This window comes from Deltaproteobacteria bacterium (genome assembly GCA_029858205.1).
Lineage (GTDB): Bacteria > Desulfobacterota > GWC2-55-46 > GWC2-55-46 > DRQE01 > JAOUFM01.
This window is the reverse complement of sequence record JAOUFM010000001.1, coordinates 21290-37870: the sequence shown is the minus strand read 5'-3', so window position 1 is coordinate 37870 and position 16581 is coordinate 21290. Positions and strand designations below refer to the sequence as shown.

Genomic DNA, 16581 nt, shown 5'->3' with positions numbered 1-16581 from the left:
ACGAAAGGAGAGAACATGCCAAAACCTTCCGACATTAAGCAGGGGCTGACATTCGACGATGTCCTTCTTATGCCGTCATTTTCAAAGGTGCTTCCGAGGGACGTAGACATCTCTACGCAGCTTACAAAAGAGATACGGCTGAATGTGCCGTTTGTAAGCTCCGCAATGGACTCTGTTACCGAGTCGAGGATGGCCATCTCAATAGCAGAGGAGGGCGGCATCGGCATTATACATAAGAACCTCACCATAGACGAGCAGGCCGCTCAGGTCGATAAGGTAAAGAAGTACGAGTCTGTCATTATACAAAAGCCCATGACGCTTTCCCCTGAGCAGAGGCTCTCGGACGCAATCGAGATAATGAGGCGTGAGCACATCTCAGGGTTCCCGGTTGTAAAGGGCGATAAGCTTGTTGGAATCGTCACGAACAGGGACATCAGGTACGAAACACAGCTTAATAAGCGAATCGCGGACATAATGACGACGGACATGATAACTGCGCTCCCCGGTGTTTCGCTTGATAAGGCAATGGCAGTGATGCATAAGCACAGGATAGAGAAGCTCCCGGTTGCCGATAAAAAGGGCAAACTCAAGGGCCTCATCACAATGACCGACATCGAGAAGAGAAATAAGTACCCGAACTCGTGTAAGGACAGGTACGGAAGGCTTAGGGTCGGCGCTGCTGTTGGGGTTTCCTTTGACAGGGATAAAAGGGTGCAGGCGCTTCTCGATGCAGGAGTCGACTGCATAGTCGTTGACACTGCTCACGGGCACAGTAAGGGTGTGCTCGAAGCTGTACGCGACATAAAGCGGAACTTCAAATGCCAGATCATAGCCGGTAATGTTGCCACTGCCGAAGGTACTGCCGCGCTTATAAAGGCAGGTGTGGATGCCGTAAAGGTGGGGGTTGGTCCGGGCTCCATATGCACGACAAGGATAGTCACCGGTATAGGAGTACCGCAGCTTTCAGCTGTAATGGATGCCGTAGGGGTTGCAAAGAGGCGCGGCATACCGGTAATAGCCGATGGCGGCATAAAGTACTCCGGAGACGTAACAAAGGCCATAGCAGCAGGGGCACATTCTGTAATGATAGGCGGGCTCTTTGCAGGCACAGAGGAAAGCCCGGGGGAGACTATCCTTTATCAAGGTAGGACTTTTAAGGTATACAGGGGGATGGGGTCTATTGAAGCTATGAAAAAAGGTAGCAAAGACAGGTACTTCCAGGACGATGTTGAGAGCGAGCTTAAGCTTGTTCCCGAAGGTATCGAGGGCCGCGTTCCGCATAAAGGCCCGCTTTCTTCAACCATATTCCAGCTGATTGGCGGACTAAGGGCCGGCATGGGGTACATGGGCACAAAGAGCATAGCCGAGGTACATAAGAAGGCGAAGTTCGTGCGCATTACGCCGTCTGGGCTAAAGGAAAGCCATGTGCACGACGTTATAATCACCAAAGAAGCGCCGAACTATAAGATAGAGGTGTCATGAGAAAAGACCCGCATTCCGAAAGAATCCTCATACTCGACTTTGGAAGCCAGTACACGCAGCTAATCGCGAGAAGGGTGCGCGAGAGTAAGGTGTATTGTGAGATACATCCGTGCACGGTGTCGATGGCATTCATACGTTCGTTTGCTCCGGGCGGCATAATACTGTCAGGCGGGCCTTCGAGCGTGCATGACAAGGGCGCTCCGATGGTATCTAAGGAAGTCTTTAACCTCGGCGTTCCGGTGCTTGGCATTTGCTATGGCATGCAGCTTGCGGGAAAGCTCTTTGGCGGGAAAATCAAAAAGAGCAACACGCGCGAATACGGCCCTGCGATGCTAAAAGTAATAGACTCAAAGGGCATATTCAAGGGCACGGGTAAAAAGCCCTTCAAAGTCTGGATGAGCCACGGCGACAGAATCGAGAAACCGCCAAAGGGCTTTAAGGTAACGGCAAGGAGCGAGAACGGCGTTATATGCGCTGTTCGTAGCGATTCACTCGGGTATTATGGTGTTCAGTTCCATCCTGAGGTCGTGCACACGCAGCACGGGTTTAAAATCATACAGAACTTTGTCCACGGCATATGCGGGCTTAAGTCCGGGTGGACAATGAAGTCCTTTATCGGCACGGCAATCGAGGATATAAGGGCAAAGGTCGGGCCAACAGGCAAGGTTGTCTGCGGCATAAGCGGCGGCGTTGATTCCTGCGTTACAGCTGCCATAGTCCACAGGGCAATCGGCAACCGCTTGACCTGCATATTCGTTGATAACGGCGTATTAAGAAAGAACGAGGCTGACAAGGTCTACTCGACACTTACGAAAAGCTTCAAGATGAATGTTAAGAAGGTGGACGCAAGTGCCAGGTTCTTTAAGAGGCTAAAGGGTGTGGTAGACCCCGAAAGAAAGAGAAAAATAATCGGTAACGAGTTCATACATGTGTTCGACGCAGAGGCATTGAGAATAAAGGGTGTTGCTTTCCTTGCGCAGGGCACACTTTATCCGGACGTAATCGAGAGCGTGTCGTTCAAGGGTCCGTCGGCGACAATCAAGAGCCACCATAACGTCGGCGGGCTTTTAAAGAACATGAAACTGAAGCTTGTCGAACCGCTTCGCGAACTATTTAAGGACGAGGTTAGAAGGCTTGGCAGAGAACTCGGGCTTGCGGAAGACATGATAAACAGGCACCCGTTCCCGGGCCCAGGGCTTGCGATAAGGATAATAGGCGAGGTCACAAGAGAGAGGTGCGATATACTAAGAGAGGCTGACGCAATTGTGCTTGAAGAAATCAAGGCAGCCGGGCTGTATACCAAGCTCTGGCAGGCCTTTGCGGTTCTTTTGCCTGTAAAGACAGTCGGCGTCATGGGAGATGAGAGGACGTACGAGAATACGCTTGCGGTCAGAGCGGTAACAAGCACCGACGGCATGACAGCTGACTGGGCAAGGCTTCCTTACGAAGTAATGGCCAGGATTTCTTCACGCGTGATAAACGAGGTCAAGGGCGTTAACCGCGTTACATACGATATTACCTCCAAGCCGCCCGGGACGATAGAGTGGGAGTAAAAAATACCACAGAAGGGAAATAGGCAGCATAATGTCGAAAAAATCCATAGCCGATTTAAGAGGCCAGGAGACCTGGCGCGTATTTAAGATTATGAGCGAGTTTGTCGATGGCTTCGAGGAACTCGCCGACATCGGCCCTGCGGTGACTGTGTTTGGCTCCGCGCGTTTTCATCCGCGCCATGAGTATTACCGCCTCGCTGTCGACATAGCCAGACGCATCTCGGAGAGCGGCTATACCGTAGTGACAGGCGGCGGCCCGGGCATCATGGAGGCCGCGAACAGGGGGGCCTTTGAAAGGGGCGGGAGGTCGGTCGGGCTAAACATCGTCATACCGCACGAGCAAAAGCCCAACCCGCACCAGACCCTATCGCTAAACTTCCATTACTTTTTCGTAAGAAAGGTCATGCTTGTCAAGTACTCGATGGGTTACGTTATCATGCCCGGAGGGTTTGGCACGATGGATGAGTTCTTCGAGGCACTAACCCTCATACAGACGCATAAGATATACAAGTTTCCGGTAATTCTTGTGGGCAAGGCGTACTGGGAGCCGCTCCTTGAATTCATTAGGGGAAATATGGTTAAATATGGTACAATCGACAAAGATGATATCAAATTGATAGAAGTCACCGACAGTCCGCGCGATGTGGTAAATATCATCAACAGGCACGTTGCGTGGAAGAAGCGCATAATAGCCAAGTCAAGGAAGGGCGGAGCAAAAAAGGCCGCTAAAAAGGGCAAGCGCCCTCTGGCCTGAGATTTGGCCCCTTTCCGACAAGCTCTTGCCATAGGAGGTTTTGCATGCGTGGAAATTATCATATCTTGAAAGCCGTTATCCTGAGCGCTGTGGCAGCCGCGTTTTTCGGCTGCGCAGCCGCTCCTTACAAACAATCCTACGAAACAGCGGTAAAGGCCAACGACTACGGCGAGGCGTATAAAATCCTCAAAGAGGTCTGCCCGAAGAACCCCAAGGAGCCGCTTTGCGAAAAGATGCCCAAGGTTCGGGCGATATACGGCGGTCAGCTAATGACAACCCTGACTGAGAAAATCGAAAAGGGCGAGAAGCCGTTTCCGCTTGGCGCGATAAAGGGTTTAAGGGACGAGGTCTCTCTTATAGCCGAGGTAAGCCCGAAGGCCGACCTCTCGAAGATAAACGCCGCGATATCCGATGCAGAAAAGGAAACGAATAAGGCTGTTACGAAGAAAATCAAGGAAGGCGAAAAGCTCTACGGCTCAAACGACGTAAGGGGCGCTTTCGACGCATATAAGAGCGCTGTAACGCTAGATGAGGGGCAAAAGCCCGCGTTAAGCGAGTTCGCTGCCAAGGCCTCGGCAGCCCTTCTCGAAGCGGCTTCAAAGGCCTCGGCTATCGAGGACTGGAAAACGGCAAGGAAGACGTACGAAGACGTTTTGTATATCGACGCGTCGAACTCGGCGGCATCATCTGCCATAGACGAGGCCAGGGAAAAGGACTCCTTCGAATATGCCGTGAAAAAGGGCGATGAGGCAGCGGCAGCCAACAAGTACGACGAGGCCTTCAGGTTCTATGATTTTGCGGCAAAGTACGATAACGCCGGCGATATCAAGGCAAAGATAACCGCGGCCAAGGTAAACGCGGCGAACTATTTCTTCACCGAGGGAGAGGATCTCTTCGATTCCGGCAGCCCGCTCTTCGCCGGGTACTGGTTTGTAAAGGCCGTTGGCATGTATAAGCAGGTTCCGGCCTCTAAGAGGGGCGGCGTTAACAAGCCCTCGCAAACAATCAACAAACTTCTGGACAGCCTCATTTCCAAGACCAAAACATCTATCGGCGCCGGCGATTATATAAGCGCGTACCCGTACATAGAGACAGCGTATAACATACAGTCCGATTACGGCGATACGGCACAGCTTCGCGACAAGGTGAGGGACGAGGTCAAGCGAAGGGCGCTTTCGACGGTCGCGGTCAGGCCGTTTACCGGGCCTTCTGGCGACGAGAGCGCGGGCAGGTTCTTTACCACCAAGATTACCGATTTTTTCATAAAGGACATGGCAACGGATGTCAATGTGGTTGAGAGGGGCGCGGCCCTAAGCGACATAGTGAAGGAGAGCGAGGTCAAGGCTCTGCAGGGCGGGGAGTCGGGTGAGAACGCGATGAAGTTCGTAGATGCGGATTACATGCTTGTCGGCGATATTTCCGATTATAAGGTGGAGAGCAAGGAAAGCAAGATGAGCAAGATGGTGCGCGGCAAGACCGGCATGACCCAGACGCGCAACCCTGCCTACGACGAGTGGCAGAAAAAGAAAGAAGGGCCCGAACCCACAAAGTACAGGGATACGCCGGTCTACGAGGACGTGAAGGTCGACGGCGTGAGGTATAAGAAAACGGCCTTTGTAAGTGTGGGCTACAAGGTGGTTGACACGGAAAAGGCGAGGGGCATCGTTCTATACAGCGGCCTGATAGAAAAGAAGAAGGACGTTTCCGATGAGTCGTCAGACAGCGTAAACCTGGGAGAGTTCGTCATAGAGGCGAAGATCGCGAACCTTCCCTCCGACGGCGAGCTCTTGAACACTGCGCGAAGCGAGGCTGTGGAGGATTTGAAGGCCGACTTAAGAAAGATATTTGCCAGCATGGACGTCAAGCTCGTTGCCGAGGCCGAGAAGCTTCGTGAAAAGAAGAACTACAAGGGCGCGCTCGATAAACTTGTCCGCGCGTATTTTATAGCGCTCAAAAAATCGGCCGACACCTCGGCCATAGAAGAGGCCATCAATTCCGTTATTAGCGACGGAAGGCTCTGACGTTCCGGTATTTTAATCTATGAACACATCGTATAGATATACGGCGCTGTTGCTTTTTGCGGCAGTTGTCTCGGTTATTTTTCTTACGGCCCCTTCGGCGCGTTGCGAAGATAAGGGCGAGGGCGCTGTAGCGCCCAAAAAAGAGGTGTCAGTAGCCGATGTCGCCGTGTACGCGGCAAAGGGCGAGTGGGGCACGGTCGCTTCGTCGTATCAAGCTGTGCCAACTGACGAGGTCTACGACAGCGTTGCCGCGCTATTTGCGTACGCCTTCCATAAAACCGGCAATAAGGCAAAGGCTGCCGAGCTTTTGAAGAATAGAAGCGGCGCCGGTGTAGAGGCCGTGCGCGTGCTCGTAAATTCCGGAGATAAGAACGTAAAGCTTCCCGAAAGGGACGTTGCCGCAACTCTTGTCGAGGCGGTTGTAGTGAAAAAGCGCAGGGCAAAGGGCTCTGTGAGCCTTGGCGTGCTGCCAAAGTCGGTTGAGACGTCTTCCGTTTCAAAGGTCTTTGAGTCCGTCGTGCCAGAGCCGACCGAGGCCGACAGGGCGCTCTATGACGAAAAGGTCTCCAGGGACATATCGAAGTTCTTTCTTGGCGGCGAGGTCTTCTACGAGAACGACGAGGTTACATTCTCCCTAGCCTTTGTTGACAGAGGGCTTTTGCAGGCGCTACTTGGCATAAAGGGCAACGGAGCGGGCGGCGCCAAGCATAAGTTTGTCAGTGTCGGCGTTATTTCGAGAAATGGCAGCGAGGCGCTTAGAAAATCCGTTGTCGATAGCCTGAATGCCGCCGGGTACAAGGCCGAGGACCTTGGCAGAGGCGATTTCTACGCGATAGGCGAGCGGGCCGATAACGTCTCGGTGGTAGTAGAGCTAAACGATTCGAGTGTTGCAAAGGGCGAGGTGCTTGGCAGTAAACTTCGTAATATCGAGGCAGCGCTTGGCGTGAACGTCTACGGCGCGTCGTCTAAGAAACTCATAAAGGAACTTTCCGAGAGGTCGTCCATACTCCATATCTCCGAGAAGCAGGGCGGCGAGGCTGCCGTTAAAAAGGCCTTTGACATGATGGCCGACAAGCTAAAGGGCGCGGTCGCCATGGCGGCCGAGGAGGCAACTACACTTGGCTCGGGAGGGCCGCCTCTTACGGTCGCAATAGATTTTATCGAGGCTTTTTCAAGCAACTATAAGTACTATGCCTCGAACCCGGTCGGCACGGTATCGGTCACTAACAATACGCAAAAAACATTTTCTTCGGCAAAGGTCTCTGTCTCCATAAAGGAGTACATGGACTTCTCAACCAACATTGACATCGGAGATATCTCTCCCGGAACGAAAATCACAAAAGAGCTGAAGGCCGTGTTCTCGGAGAAGATACTCGACATGACCGACGATACGTTTTTACAGAGCGAGGTAAAGGTCACATACTATGAGGGCAAGAAGGAGCAGTCGTACTCGACAACGGCGCCGCTCTTTGTCTACGAGAAGCACGCCCTTGTGTGGGACGATAAGGGTAAAATTGCGTCATTCATAACGCCAAAGGACCCGGTTGTCGTTACATTTGCCGGTGACGCGGCTTCGGCATATAAGGACGTTGCGTTAAATAAAAACATCGTCAAGGCAAGGGCTGTATTCGCCGCCATGGGGGTTGCTGGCATTACATATATGGTCGACCCCAATAGCCCCTTCGAGGCCGTCTCGGGCGTTACGACGGTTGTTGACTACGTGCAGTTTCCAAGGGAAACGTTATCTAGAAAGGCAGGCGACTGCGACGATCTTACGAGCCTCTACATCTCTGCCCTTGAATCCCTCGGGATAAGGACTAAACTTATAGATGCGCCGGGCCACGTGTTCATGATGTTCTCAACCGGCGTGCCCGATACCCAGGCCTCTACACTTGGCATATCCGAAGGAAGCTACGTTATAGAGGACGGGCATGTGTGGCTGCCGATAGAGACGACACTTTCGGGGTATTCTTTTACCGACGCATGGAAAAAGGGTATGGAGAATTACGGCAGATGGACCGGGAAGCTTAAGACCGTTGACATAAACGAGGCAAGGTCGAGGTATAAGGCCCCGAATCTCGTCAAATCGTCGCTTGATTTGAACATCGGCAAGGCCGAGATAGAGAAGAAGTTCCCCAAAGAGCTCGAGGCGCTTATTGCCGAGAAGGGAAGCGTGAGAAAGCGCGAGGCAGAGGTCGTTGGAGCAGACGGCCTTAACGCACTCATACAGGACAGCGCTGCCGAGGGTAACGTTACCAAGGCCGTTGAGTACGCTAAGCGGCTTTTGAAGGAGCCGGGGCTTGGCGCCGAATCATATAACAACATCGGCAACGCGTATTATCTAAGCGGCGATTACGGCGAGGCAATAAAGCATTACAGCAAGGCCTCTGAGTTGGACGCGGCCGATGCCGGAGTGCTTGCCAATCTCGCTCGCGCGCTTTTTAAGAATGGCGAGAAGGACGAGGCGGAGAAGGTCTTTGATAAGGCGCTCGAAATAGACCCGGGCGCAAAGGAACGCTACTACGGGGTCTATATGGAACTAAAGAAGTAATTCTTTCACGAATGACAAGGAGGTAGTTTATGAAAAGGATATTGGTGGTGTTTACGGCGGTTGCTGTTTTTGCTCTATTTATGCCCGGGGCTGCTTTGGCAGGTAACGGCACCGTAAGCAAGTGGCTAAAGGGCATCTCATATAAGTTAAAGCTTAATTCCGGCAACGACTCTGCATCGAGCTCCAAGAACGCTGTTGCAGGCGCAAAGGGCGCAGAGGGCGAGAATAAGGAAGAGCTCTACTGGAAGAGTGTAGTGATAAAGGACGAGGAGAGGGCCGCATTCAACGAAGCCCTTAAGCTTATCGATGACGGCAAGAACCCGGAGGCAGCGGCAAAGCTCGAGGCCTTTGTAGAGAAGTATCCTGACAGCCCGCTTGTAAAGGACGCAAAAGAAGGCATAGCTGCGCTTAAGCAAAAATAATTTAAGGGAGAAGCGTATGGGAGAACATCACGGGCACGGCGGCGACGGCCACGGTCATCACGACGAGATGGAGAGCATAACCGTTACGCTTGAGTGCGATCAGATAGAGGCGCTTGAGGAGCTTGCGGCTGAATACTCGAAAAAGCTCTCGCAGGCGTGGGACTTAAGCGCTGTACTTAGGCTCGCAGTCGGAGACTTCATGGCGCGCCAGGGAAAAATCACGTAGAAAAAGGGCCCTGATGATATCCAACAGCGTCACTGCCGTAAAGCGCAGAGTGGACTCGACAAAGGACGTGAGTGTCGAGGAGCGTAACCGTCTTGTTGCCCTTGCCGAAGAAAAGCTTGCCTCGTCGTTCGAGACCTATCACTGGAACGCCAACATACACGGCATAGTCATACGGCTTCGTACCAATTCATACCACCTCTACGACTTCTGGGTGGAGAACTGGTTTGCCGGGCCAAGGACGCACACAGTCATGCCGCACGGCCTTATATACGCGGTAACCGGTGTCGAAGGCCACGAACCTCACGCGTATTATAACCACGAAACGAGAACAGCGGTATTCATAAATACCGAGTACTACGGCCAGTGCAAGTCCTGGGCCCTCGGGCTCGCGGCCGATATACTCGAGGCCCAGCATAACGTCCACTCCATACACGGCTCCTGCGCCATAGTGAAGGGCAAGGGGGTTGTTATAATCGCTCCCACGGGCACCGGAAAGAGCACGCACACGTGGGGGCTAATGCAGCTTCCTGACGGTAAAATTCATTCCGACGACTGGATATTCGTTACATATAAGAAGGGGCTTGCCATGGCCGATATATCGGAGCGTAAGTTCTATCTTCGAACCGACATGGTGCGCAGCTTTCCCGATCTGGAAAGGCTACTTCGTAAATCCAAGTGCGAGAACGTCGAGGATAACGACTTTACGAAGTTCCCAAATTCGCGCGCTCTGCTTGACCCCGAATGGATAGCCGGGCCAGATAAGTTCGTTGAGCGGGCGGTAGTTAAGTCCGTGATACTTCTACGAAGGGACAAGGAATCGCCCTCCGAGCTTTCGCTTGCCGCTACAGATGCGATAAAGGTACTCGAGGAAGGCAAGTACCAGGTGCTTGCCGGGGCAGGGGCCAATATCGGAGAGTTTAGCTATGAGCCGTATTATAATCCCTATCTTTTAGTAAGGCGTAGAGACGAGCAGCGGAGGTTTTTCAATTCTCTTTTCGAGGCTGCTCCCTGCCACATACTCAATACCGGGGTCGAGACCGTTGATGAAACCCAAAAGCGCATACGCCGCATAATAGAGGAGGCATGATGATTCCTGGGATTACGCATAGCGGCAGGGCCGCTGTAGCCGCGCTTGTTTTGTTCCTTTCTGTTTTTCTCTCCTCATGCATATACAACATATCCCTTACCGAACCAAAGGGGCCGCTAAAGGAGTTCACTGTCGGCGGCGAGGGTAAGGATAAGATATTATTTCTTGATATAAGCGGCATCATAACCGATAAAACGGAAAAGCGTTTTGCGTTTTCAGAGGGTGAAAGGCTGGTATCGAGGGTAAGAGAAGAGCTTGATAAGGCCGCAAAGGACGCGGACGTAAAGGCCCTTATCGTTAGGATAGATTCCATAGGCGGCGACGTCACTACAACGGACGTGCTTTATAACGAGATTACGGTGTTTAGGAAGAAAAAGAACGTGCCTGTTGTCGCGCTGTTATCGTCGATCGCAGCTTCAGGAGGCTACTATATCGCGCTTGCCGCTGATTCGATTGTAGCCCATCCGACGACAGTTACCGGTTCAATTGGCGTCATAGCGTATAGGGTGAACGCAAGCGGGCTTATGCAGAAGGTCGGCCTCACGGATGAGACGGTAAAGTCCGGGGAGCTAAAGGACATGGGCTCGCCGCTTAGGCCCTCTACCGAGAAGGAGCGAAAGGTCATTCAGGGTATTGTGGACGGCCTGTTTACGCGCTTTAAAACACTTGTTTCCGAGAGAAGAGGGCTAAAGGACGACAGGCTAAAGGCCGTTATCGACGGACGCGTGTTCACAGCCGACGAGGCAGTTGGTAACGGGCTTGTCGATACAGTAGGTTACGCAGATGATGCCGTGGCTGATGCCAAGTCCAGGGCAGGGCTAAAGGACGCATCCATTATCGTGTATTCGAGGCCAGGAAGTTTCAGGCCAAACGTGTATTCCGCTACAGCAGCAGCGCCGCTGTCTCTCGACATCAGCATGTTCAATACGTCCGTGTTCGGCCTTGATGAGGCAGGTAGCGGCTTTAAGTTCCTCTATATGTGGTCGCCCGGGGAGTAGGGGGCTGGTTTGTTAATGGATATAATTTTGGCTTGCGTAGTGTCTTGCAGATAGGCTTATTTTTAAAGCGCCGCATTTTTTTGTTAATTTTTTGTATTGTTCCATCCGCCTGTGTTTTTCCTAAAAAATATAAAAATCATTTTTTTCTTGAAAAACATCCCTGATGGTGCTATTTTATGCTGGCTCCCAGAACACTTAAGGTTTTATCGTGACCGAAAGTATGCTTTAGGCGGTTTCCTTTGCTGCTTATTGGCGGCGGTACATGCTTGGTTACGGGCGGTGGTTATGGGGGCGGCATAAAAAAATACAACAGGAAAGGTAGGGTAAGGACATGACATGGAGTGCAAGGAGTATGGTCTTTGTAGCAGTGTTGTTGTTCGTTAGCGTGTTTGTGCTTCAGAAAGAGTCTTTTGGTGAGGATGCGCAGCAGGACTCATCTAACGATGCTAAAAAGGCACTTGTAAAAATAGCAGAGACAGATAAAAAGTTTACTAAAGAGCTTAAAAGTACAGAATCAGCGGCTGAAGTAGAGAAGCAATTAGATGCGGCTATTGATGAGATATTGAATCCTGAGAATAAACTTTCTCAGGAACAGCAAAAAAGTGCTATAAAGGATCTAATAGCGAAGGCGAAGAATAAAAAGGATGAGTTGGAGCAAACTTTCAAGTTTAAGTTTGGCATGGGAATTTTATATACGAATTATACGGGAAAAAGGGTGGTTAATTCGGCAACTGAGAAGAACGGTGTTGTAAGCATCGACGAAGGAGATAATCAGAATGTTGGGCTTATGTTTGAGACACATAACTTTATTAGGAGAGTTCCTTTTTGTAAAAATGTCTTCTTTGGCCCGTTTTTGGGAATAAAACCTGATGAGGGTGAGTTGATAGATGCTGCGATGTTAGGCTTTATGGTCGGTTTTAAGTATAAGCAATATAATGATGAAAGAAGTAATCAGACTTTCAACATAGGTGTGGGATATGTCGTTGACCCAAAGGAAAAGGTTCTTGCTAACGGTTATGTCGAAGGCAGGCCTTTGCCTGCCGGAGCAACCAATGTCGACACTAAACTGGTTACCAAGACAGGGTGGGGAATGATGGTTTCTTACGGTTTCTGAAGCCTTGTTTGAGATACCGCTGCCGGACGTCCGGCAGCGGTATTTATTTTTATGTCTGTATGGTAGTATTGAAGTGGTCAAGGCTCTCGATGGTTACACTGTGGTTACACCGGAGAAAGCCCCGAAAGGGGCAACGAAAAAAAAGACTGTAAGACAACTGGTGATCCCAGGGGGACTCGAACCCCCGTTTTCGCCGTGAGAGGGCGACGTCCTGGGCCGCTAGACGATGGGACCTCTTGCAACTAGAGAAAAATACTCTACCAATTCCCGCACTTATTGTCAACTTTAATGGTGATAGAGCGCGTAAAAAGCGTATCAAATGCTGCAGTTTTTGCATAAGAGCGGCACGGCATTGCCAAATGTCTTGACAACATGTCGAAATTACTGGTAAATTTAGAGGTGTTTTTGTGGTATAATACGGCTCGTATTGGCAGCGCAGTGCGGCGCCGATTTTGAATTTTTATAATCGTTTTCATCCCGGACCACGCAACCATAAGTTTGAGTGAGGAGACTATCGTGAGTTTTTCCAAGAAACTTCTTGTAAAGCTTCTTGCCATTGTCATAATCGTTACTGCCATAGGCATTACCTTCCTTATCGTACAGGCCGTAAAGAGCGAGGAAAAGGCGCTGATAGATGAGAAGACCCGTGCCAACCAGATGATGGCAGAGCCCATATTGCATGCCATATACAAGGATATGCTCGATATGAGGGCAGAGATGGCGCGCTACCTTGTGGATGGCACAAAAGAGGTGCGCGGCATCGAGCGCGTGCAGCTTATACGCGGCAACGGGCGCGAGGAGGCGTTTAAGGATTTCAAGACCCTTGATGAGGTGAAAAAACGCATAGGCTCGCTTAAGCCCGAATGGACGGCCAATCATCCGGACGTAAAAAGCAACGTTGCAAAGGGCATAGACAATCCGAAGTTCAAGGAGTTCATGTTCACGGCAAAGGACGCCAAGGTCGGCATAAGCTACGTCGAGGAAGAAGGCGGCAAGAAGCTGCTTACAACGCTTGTGCCCGTTCTTCACCGCCCCGAGTGCATGGCCTGCCACGTATCGGACGATGCCAGGGGCGTTTTGATGATAAGCACTTCGCTAGACGATATGTATGACCAGCTTGCCACGAACAGGCTCAAATGGTTCCTGATAGGCCTTCTCACGATAGGTGGCGTGAGCCTCATACTTGGCATAGTCGTAAATACGGTTGTTTCGACCCCGATAAAGCATACCTCAGAGATGTTAAGGACAATTTCCGAGGGTACGGCAAATCTTACCAGAAGACTCCACGTTACCACAGAAGACGAGGTCGGGCAGCTCTCCAGGTGGTTCAATAAGTTCGTGGACGGACTGCAGGGGCTTATAAAGAACGTGGCCTCTGCCGTTGACGAGCTTGTGGGCGCGACCAAGGGCATAAGGGAGGCTGTTGGCGGGTTAAAGATGGCGAGTGAAGGCCAGAACTTGGCAATCGAGGAATCTTTCGACGCAATACAGGAAGTCGATGCCTCTGTTAAGCACGTTGCCGAGAGAAGCGAAAGCATACATGCCTCCGCAGAAGGCGCGTCGGCTTCTACTCTTGAGATGAGCGCGGCGATATCCGAGGTCTCTGAAAACGTCCAGAGGCTTGCCTCGGCTGTTGGCGAGTCGGCTTCTTCTATAATCCAGATAGCCGCGACACTTAGGGAAGTGGCGAACCACGTAGATACTCTTCTTGGCGAAACGGAGCAGGTAGGAACCGCGGCAAACGAAATAGACTTTACCATCAAGGAAGTCGCCGGGCATTCGAGGGAGCAGGCAGTGCTTGCCGAGAGGGTCAAGGAGGACGCCTTTACGCTTGGCATGGATGCCATGGGCAAGACCAGAAAGGGTATCGAGAAAATCAAGGAAGAGGTCTCGAAGGCCGCCGGCGTTGTCGATAAGCTCGGGCAGCGCTCCGTTGAGATAGGCAAGATAGTCAGCGTCATAAACGAGGTCGCGGATACGACCAACCTTCTTGCGCTAAACGCAACCATTCTCGCAGCCCAGGCCGGAGAGCACGGCAAGGGGTTTGCCGTCGTGGCAAACGAGGTTAAGGATCTCTCCGACAGGACAACCGCATCGACAAAGGAAATATCGAGCATGATAAAGCTCGTTCAGGAAGAGGTACATATAGCGGTCAAGTCCATGGAATCGAGCCTCGAGAGGGTCGAGGAGGGAACAAGGATGTCGAGGGAGGGTGAAGACGCGCTAAATAAGATAATAAAGAGCGCCGATAACTCGCTTGCCATGGCAAAGAAGGTCGAGAGGGCAACGGAGGAGCAATCGAGAGGCATAAGCATGGTCGTTGAGTCCATACACAGGATAAACGGCATGGTCGAGGGCATAAAGAAGGCAACGGATGAGCAGTCCAGGGCAGCAGAGGGCATAAGCTCGGCTACAGAGCTGATGAAGGACATTACGCTCCATGTCGAGCAGTCAACGAATGAGCAGTCCAAGGAAATAAAGCACATCTCAGGCGTCATAGCCGAGGTCGCCTCCCACATGGAGAGCATAACCAAGAGCTGCATGGATCAGAAGATATGCTTCGATAAAATAGTTAGACTTGTCGAGACCATAAAGAAGAAAAGTAAGGAACATACTTCGAGCATCGCCAACATCGACACCACCATACAGAAGCTCGACGAGCACACGACAGTGCTTAAAGGTAAAATCGATAATTTCGTCGTGTAATTTTGGCTCGAACTATATGATGTTTTTCCATAAAAGCCGCCTTTTGGGGCGGCTTTTATTTTATCAGGGGGCCCAAAAGCAGCCTGGCGGCCTGAGGCAGCTCGTATGAAGTGGTTTTTAATGATTCCATCCACATACAGTCCGAATTACGCAACTCTTTAAAAACACCATAAAATTCTTGCTTTTAGCAGCCCTGTAAATTATAATTATACAGCTATGTTATAATAAGCAGTGGTGTGCTTACCCTTGGTAAATTAAAGGGTTTTTGATATCGTGTCGCATTCGATGCGTATTCTTGCGTTTGTTACGGCATTTCTCGTTTTATGAAACATCAGAGGGGTTATTTGAATGAAATTGGTCGGTAAAATAGAGGACCTTGGGCTTGGAGAGATACTCCAGATAATAAGCTTTAGCCAGAAGTCCGGCATACTGTGGCTAAACAGCTCAAAGCGCGTTGGCAGCATTGTCTTTAGAAACGGCCTTGTTGTGAAGGCTACGAGTTCGGTCAATACGAGAAGTGTAGGGGATTTTCTCGCTGCCGAGGGCGCTGTCGCAACAGGCACGGTGCTTAGTGCCATGGAAGCCCAGAAAAAGGGCGAGTACGCCGAGAATCTTGGCACCATACTCATAAACAAGCTTAGTGTTAACAAAGAGATTGTTGAAACAGCGGCAAAGGCCCTGATAGAAAAGTTGGTGGTTTCCTTCTTCTTCTGGCACGACGGCACGTTTGTCTTTGAATTGAAGGATTACTTTGAGACACCGGAGGTGCTAAAGACAGACAAGGTGCAGTATATGCTTAGCACGGGTGTTAACCCGCAGTTCATGGCCATGGAAGGCTCGCGCGTGCACGACGAGGCCATGCGCACAGGCGTTATTCCAGACGATATACCCGTTGGCGAGGCCGGAGTGCTTGGCGACGAGACGTCGTCGCACGATATTACCGTCGGTGTCGTGTCTTCCGGCGACAATGATTCCTCCGAGACGCCGGTCATAGAGGAGCCGGAGCATTTTCAGATAATCACGCCGGAGCTCCTGAAGGAACTCGAGGGCGAAAAACTTTTCAGGGATATCGATAGAGACAAGCCCGTGATGATACAGGAAAGCAAGGGCCTAAAGCTTCTAAAGGAAATGCTCGAAGAGCTTGCGAGACCGCTTACCATGAGCGAGGCCGTGCTCCTGATGCTTCGGTTCGCAAGCGAGATAATGAACCGCGCCGTAGTGTTTGCCATAAAGCAGGGCAACATCGTCGGAATGGGGCAGTTCGGCATAGAGCTTACGGACGCGAACGCCGACTTGGTGGTAAGGAAGATGAAGTTCCCGCTCACGGAAAAATCGATAGTGGCCGACGCCATTGCAACGCAGTCGAGGATTGTAAGAAGGCTCGACGACACGACCACGGACAAGTATATAATCGATACGCTTGGCGGAAAGGTCGCGCCGGAGTCCTACGTAAACCCGGTTGTTGTGAGAGGCAAGGTCGCCTTCATACTCTACGCCGACAACGCGCAGACGAATGCGAGGGTCGGCGATATATCGAGCCTCGAGATATTCCTGGCGCAGATGAGGATAGTGCTTGAGAGAATGCTTTTGCAAAAGAAACTTGGCGGGCAGGGGCAGCCCCCTGCCGACGACGAGGGCATGGCCGTATAGGCGCCGTTAAAGGGTAA

At 51.3% G+C, this 16581-nt stretch carries 12 protein-coding genes and 1 tRNA gene; 12 read left to right on the top strand and 1 reads right to left on the bottom strand.

The genetic code is table 11. The features are described 5' to 3' along the window. Positions 1-15: 15 nt before the first annotated feature. The 10 genes from guaB (at position 16) to OEV59_00120 (ending at position 12208) form a co-directional block, all read left to right on the top strand. Positions 16-1482 carry an IMP dehydrogenase gene (guaB, locus tag OEV59_00165; protein MDH4226154.1) on the top strand — a complete coding sequence of 489 codons (1467 nt, stop codon included), beginning with the start codon at positions 16-18 and terminating at the stop codon, positions 1480-1482. Beyond that, positions 1479-3035, top strand: a complete 1557-nt coding sequence (guaA, locus tag OEV59_00160; protein ID MDH4226153.1) for a glutamine-hydrolyzing GMP synthase — start codon at positions 1479-1481, stop codon at positions 3033-3035. The genes guaB and guaA overlap by 4 nt, the downstream gene beginning before the upstream one ends. A 31-nt stretch (positions 3036-3066) precedes the next feature. Continuing rightward, positions 3067-3789 carry a TIGR00730 family Rossman fold protein gene (locus OEV59_00155; GenBank protein MDH4226152.1) on the top strand — a complete coding sequence of 241 codons (723 nt, stop codon included), beginning with the start codon at positions 3067-3069 and terminating at the stop codon, positions 3787-3789. A gap of 44 nt (positions 3790-3833) precedes the next feature. Further along, on the top strand, positions 3834-5810 hold the full coding sequence (locus OEV59_00150) for a hypothetical protein (GenBank protein MDH4226151.1): 1977 nt from the start codon (positions 3834-3836) through the stop codon (positions 5808-5810). A gap of 19 nt (positions 5811-5829) precedes the next feature. After that, entirely contained in the window at positions 5830-8361 is a 2532-nt protein-coding gene (locus OEV59_00145) for a tetratricopeptide repeat protein (protein ID MDH4226150.1), read from the top strand. A gap of 29 nt (positions 8362-8390) precedes the next feature. Then, entirely contained in the window at positions 8391-8783 is a 393-nt protein-coding gene (locus tag OEV59_00140; protein MDH4226149.1) for a hypothetical protein, read from the top strand. Between the two features lie 16 nt (positions 8784-8799). Next, positions 8800-9009, top strand: a complete 210-nt coding sequence (locus OEV59_00135) for a hypothetical protein (protein ID MDH4226148.1) — start codon at positions 8800-8802, stop codon at positions 9007-9009. A 13-nt stretch (positions 9010-9022) separates the two neighbouring features. Next, the gene (locus OEV59_00130) at positions 9023-10096 is read left to right on the top strand and encodes a hypothetical protein (protein MDH4226147.1); all 1074 of its coding nucleotides are present in this window, start codon (positions 9023-9025) and stop codon (positions 10094-10096) included. Next, positions 10093-11094 (top strand): signal peptide peptidase SppA, encoded by a 1002-nt coding sequence (gene sppA, locus OEV59_00125; protein ID MDH4226146.1) that lies wholly within the window; start codon positions 10093-10095, stop codon positions 11092-11094. Before OEV59_00130 ends, sppA begins: the two co-directional genes overlap by 4 nt. Positions 11095-11446: 352 nt before the next feature. Then, positions 11447-12208, top strand: a complete 762-nt coding sequence (locus OEV59_00120) for a hypothetical protein (GenBank protein MDH4226145.1) — start codon at positions 11447-11449, stop codon at positions 12206-12208. 158 nt (positions 12209-12366) lie between these two features. Here OEV59_00120 and OEV59_00115 read toward each other — a convergent pair. Then, a tRNA-Glu gene (locus OEV59_00115) sits at positions 12367-12442 on the bottom strand. 282 nt (positions 12443-12724) lie between these two features. Here OEV59_00115 and OEV59_00110 point away from each other — a divergent pair. After that, positions 12725-14914, top strand: coding sequence for a methyl-accepting chemotaxis protein (locus tag OEV59_00110; GenBank protein MDH4226144.1), 2190 nt, complete (start codon positions 12725-12727; stop codon positions 14912-14914). Positions 14915-15262: 348 nt separating this feature from the next. Further along, complete coding sequence (locus tag OEV59_00105) at positions 15263-16564, top strand: DUF4388 domain-containing protein (GenBank protein ID MDH4226143.1); 1302 nt, start codon at positions 15263-15265, stop codon at positions 16562-16564. The last annotated feature ends 17 nt before the right edge of the window (positions 16565-16581 follow it).

Excerpts from the sequence above, each read along its gene's own strand:
- guaB (MDH4226154.1), top strand. The coding sequence starts at position 16 with ATGCCAAAACCTTCCGACATTAAGCAGGGGCTGACATTCGACGATGTC.
- guaA (MDH4226153.1), top strand. The coding sequence starts at position 1,479 with ATGAGAAAAGACCCGCATTCCGAAAGAATCCTCATACTCGACTTTGGA.
- OEV59_00155 (MDH4226152.1), top strand. The coding sequence starts at position 3,067 with ATGTCGAAAAAATCCATAGCCGATTTAAGAGGCCAGGAGACCTGGCGC.
- OEV59_00150 (MDH4226151.1), top strand. The coding sequence starts at position 3,834 with ATGCGTGGAAATTATCATATCTTGAAAGCCGTTATCCTGAGCGCTGTG.
- OEV59_00145 (MDH4226150.1), top strand. The coding sequence starts at position 5,830 with ATGAACACATCGTATAGATATACGGCGCTGTTGCTTTTTGCGGCAGTT.
- OEV59_00140 (MDH4226149.1), top strand. The coding sequence starts at position 8,391 with ATGAAAAGGATATTGGTGGTGTTTACGGCGGTTGCTGTTTTTGCTCTA.
- OEV59_00135 (MDH4226148.1), top strand. The coding sequence starts at position 8,800 with ATGGGAGAACATCACGGGCACGGCGGCGACGGCCACGGTCATCACGAC.
- OEV59_00130 (MDH4226147.1), top strand. The coding sequence starts at position 9,023 with ATGATATCCAACAGCGTCACTGCCGTAAAGCGCAGAGTGGACTCGACA.
- sppA (MDH4226146.1), top strand. The coding sequence starts at position 10,093 with ATGATGATTCCTGGGATTACGCATAGCGGCAGGGCCGCTGTAGCCGCG.
- OEV59_00120 (MDH4226145.1), top strand. The coding sequence starts at position 11,447 with ATGGTCTTTGTAGCAGTGTTGTTGTTCGTTAGCGTGTTTGTGCTTCAG.
- OEV59_00105 (MDH4226143.1), top strand. The coding sequence starts at position 15,263 with ATGAAATTGGTCGGTAAAATAGAGGACCTTGGGCTTGGAGAGATACTC.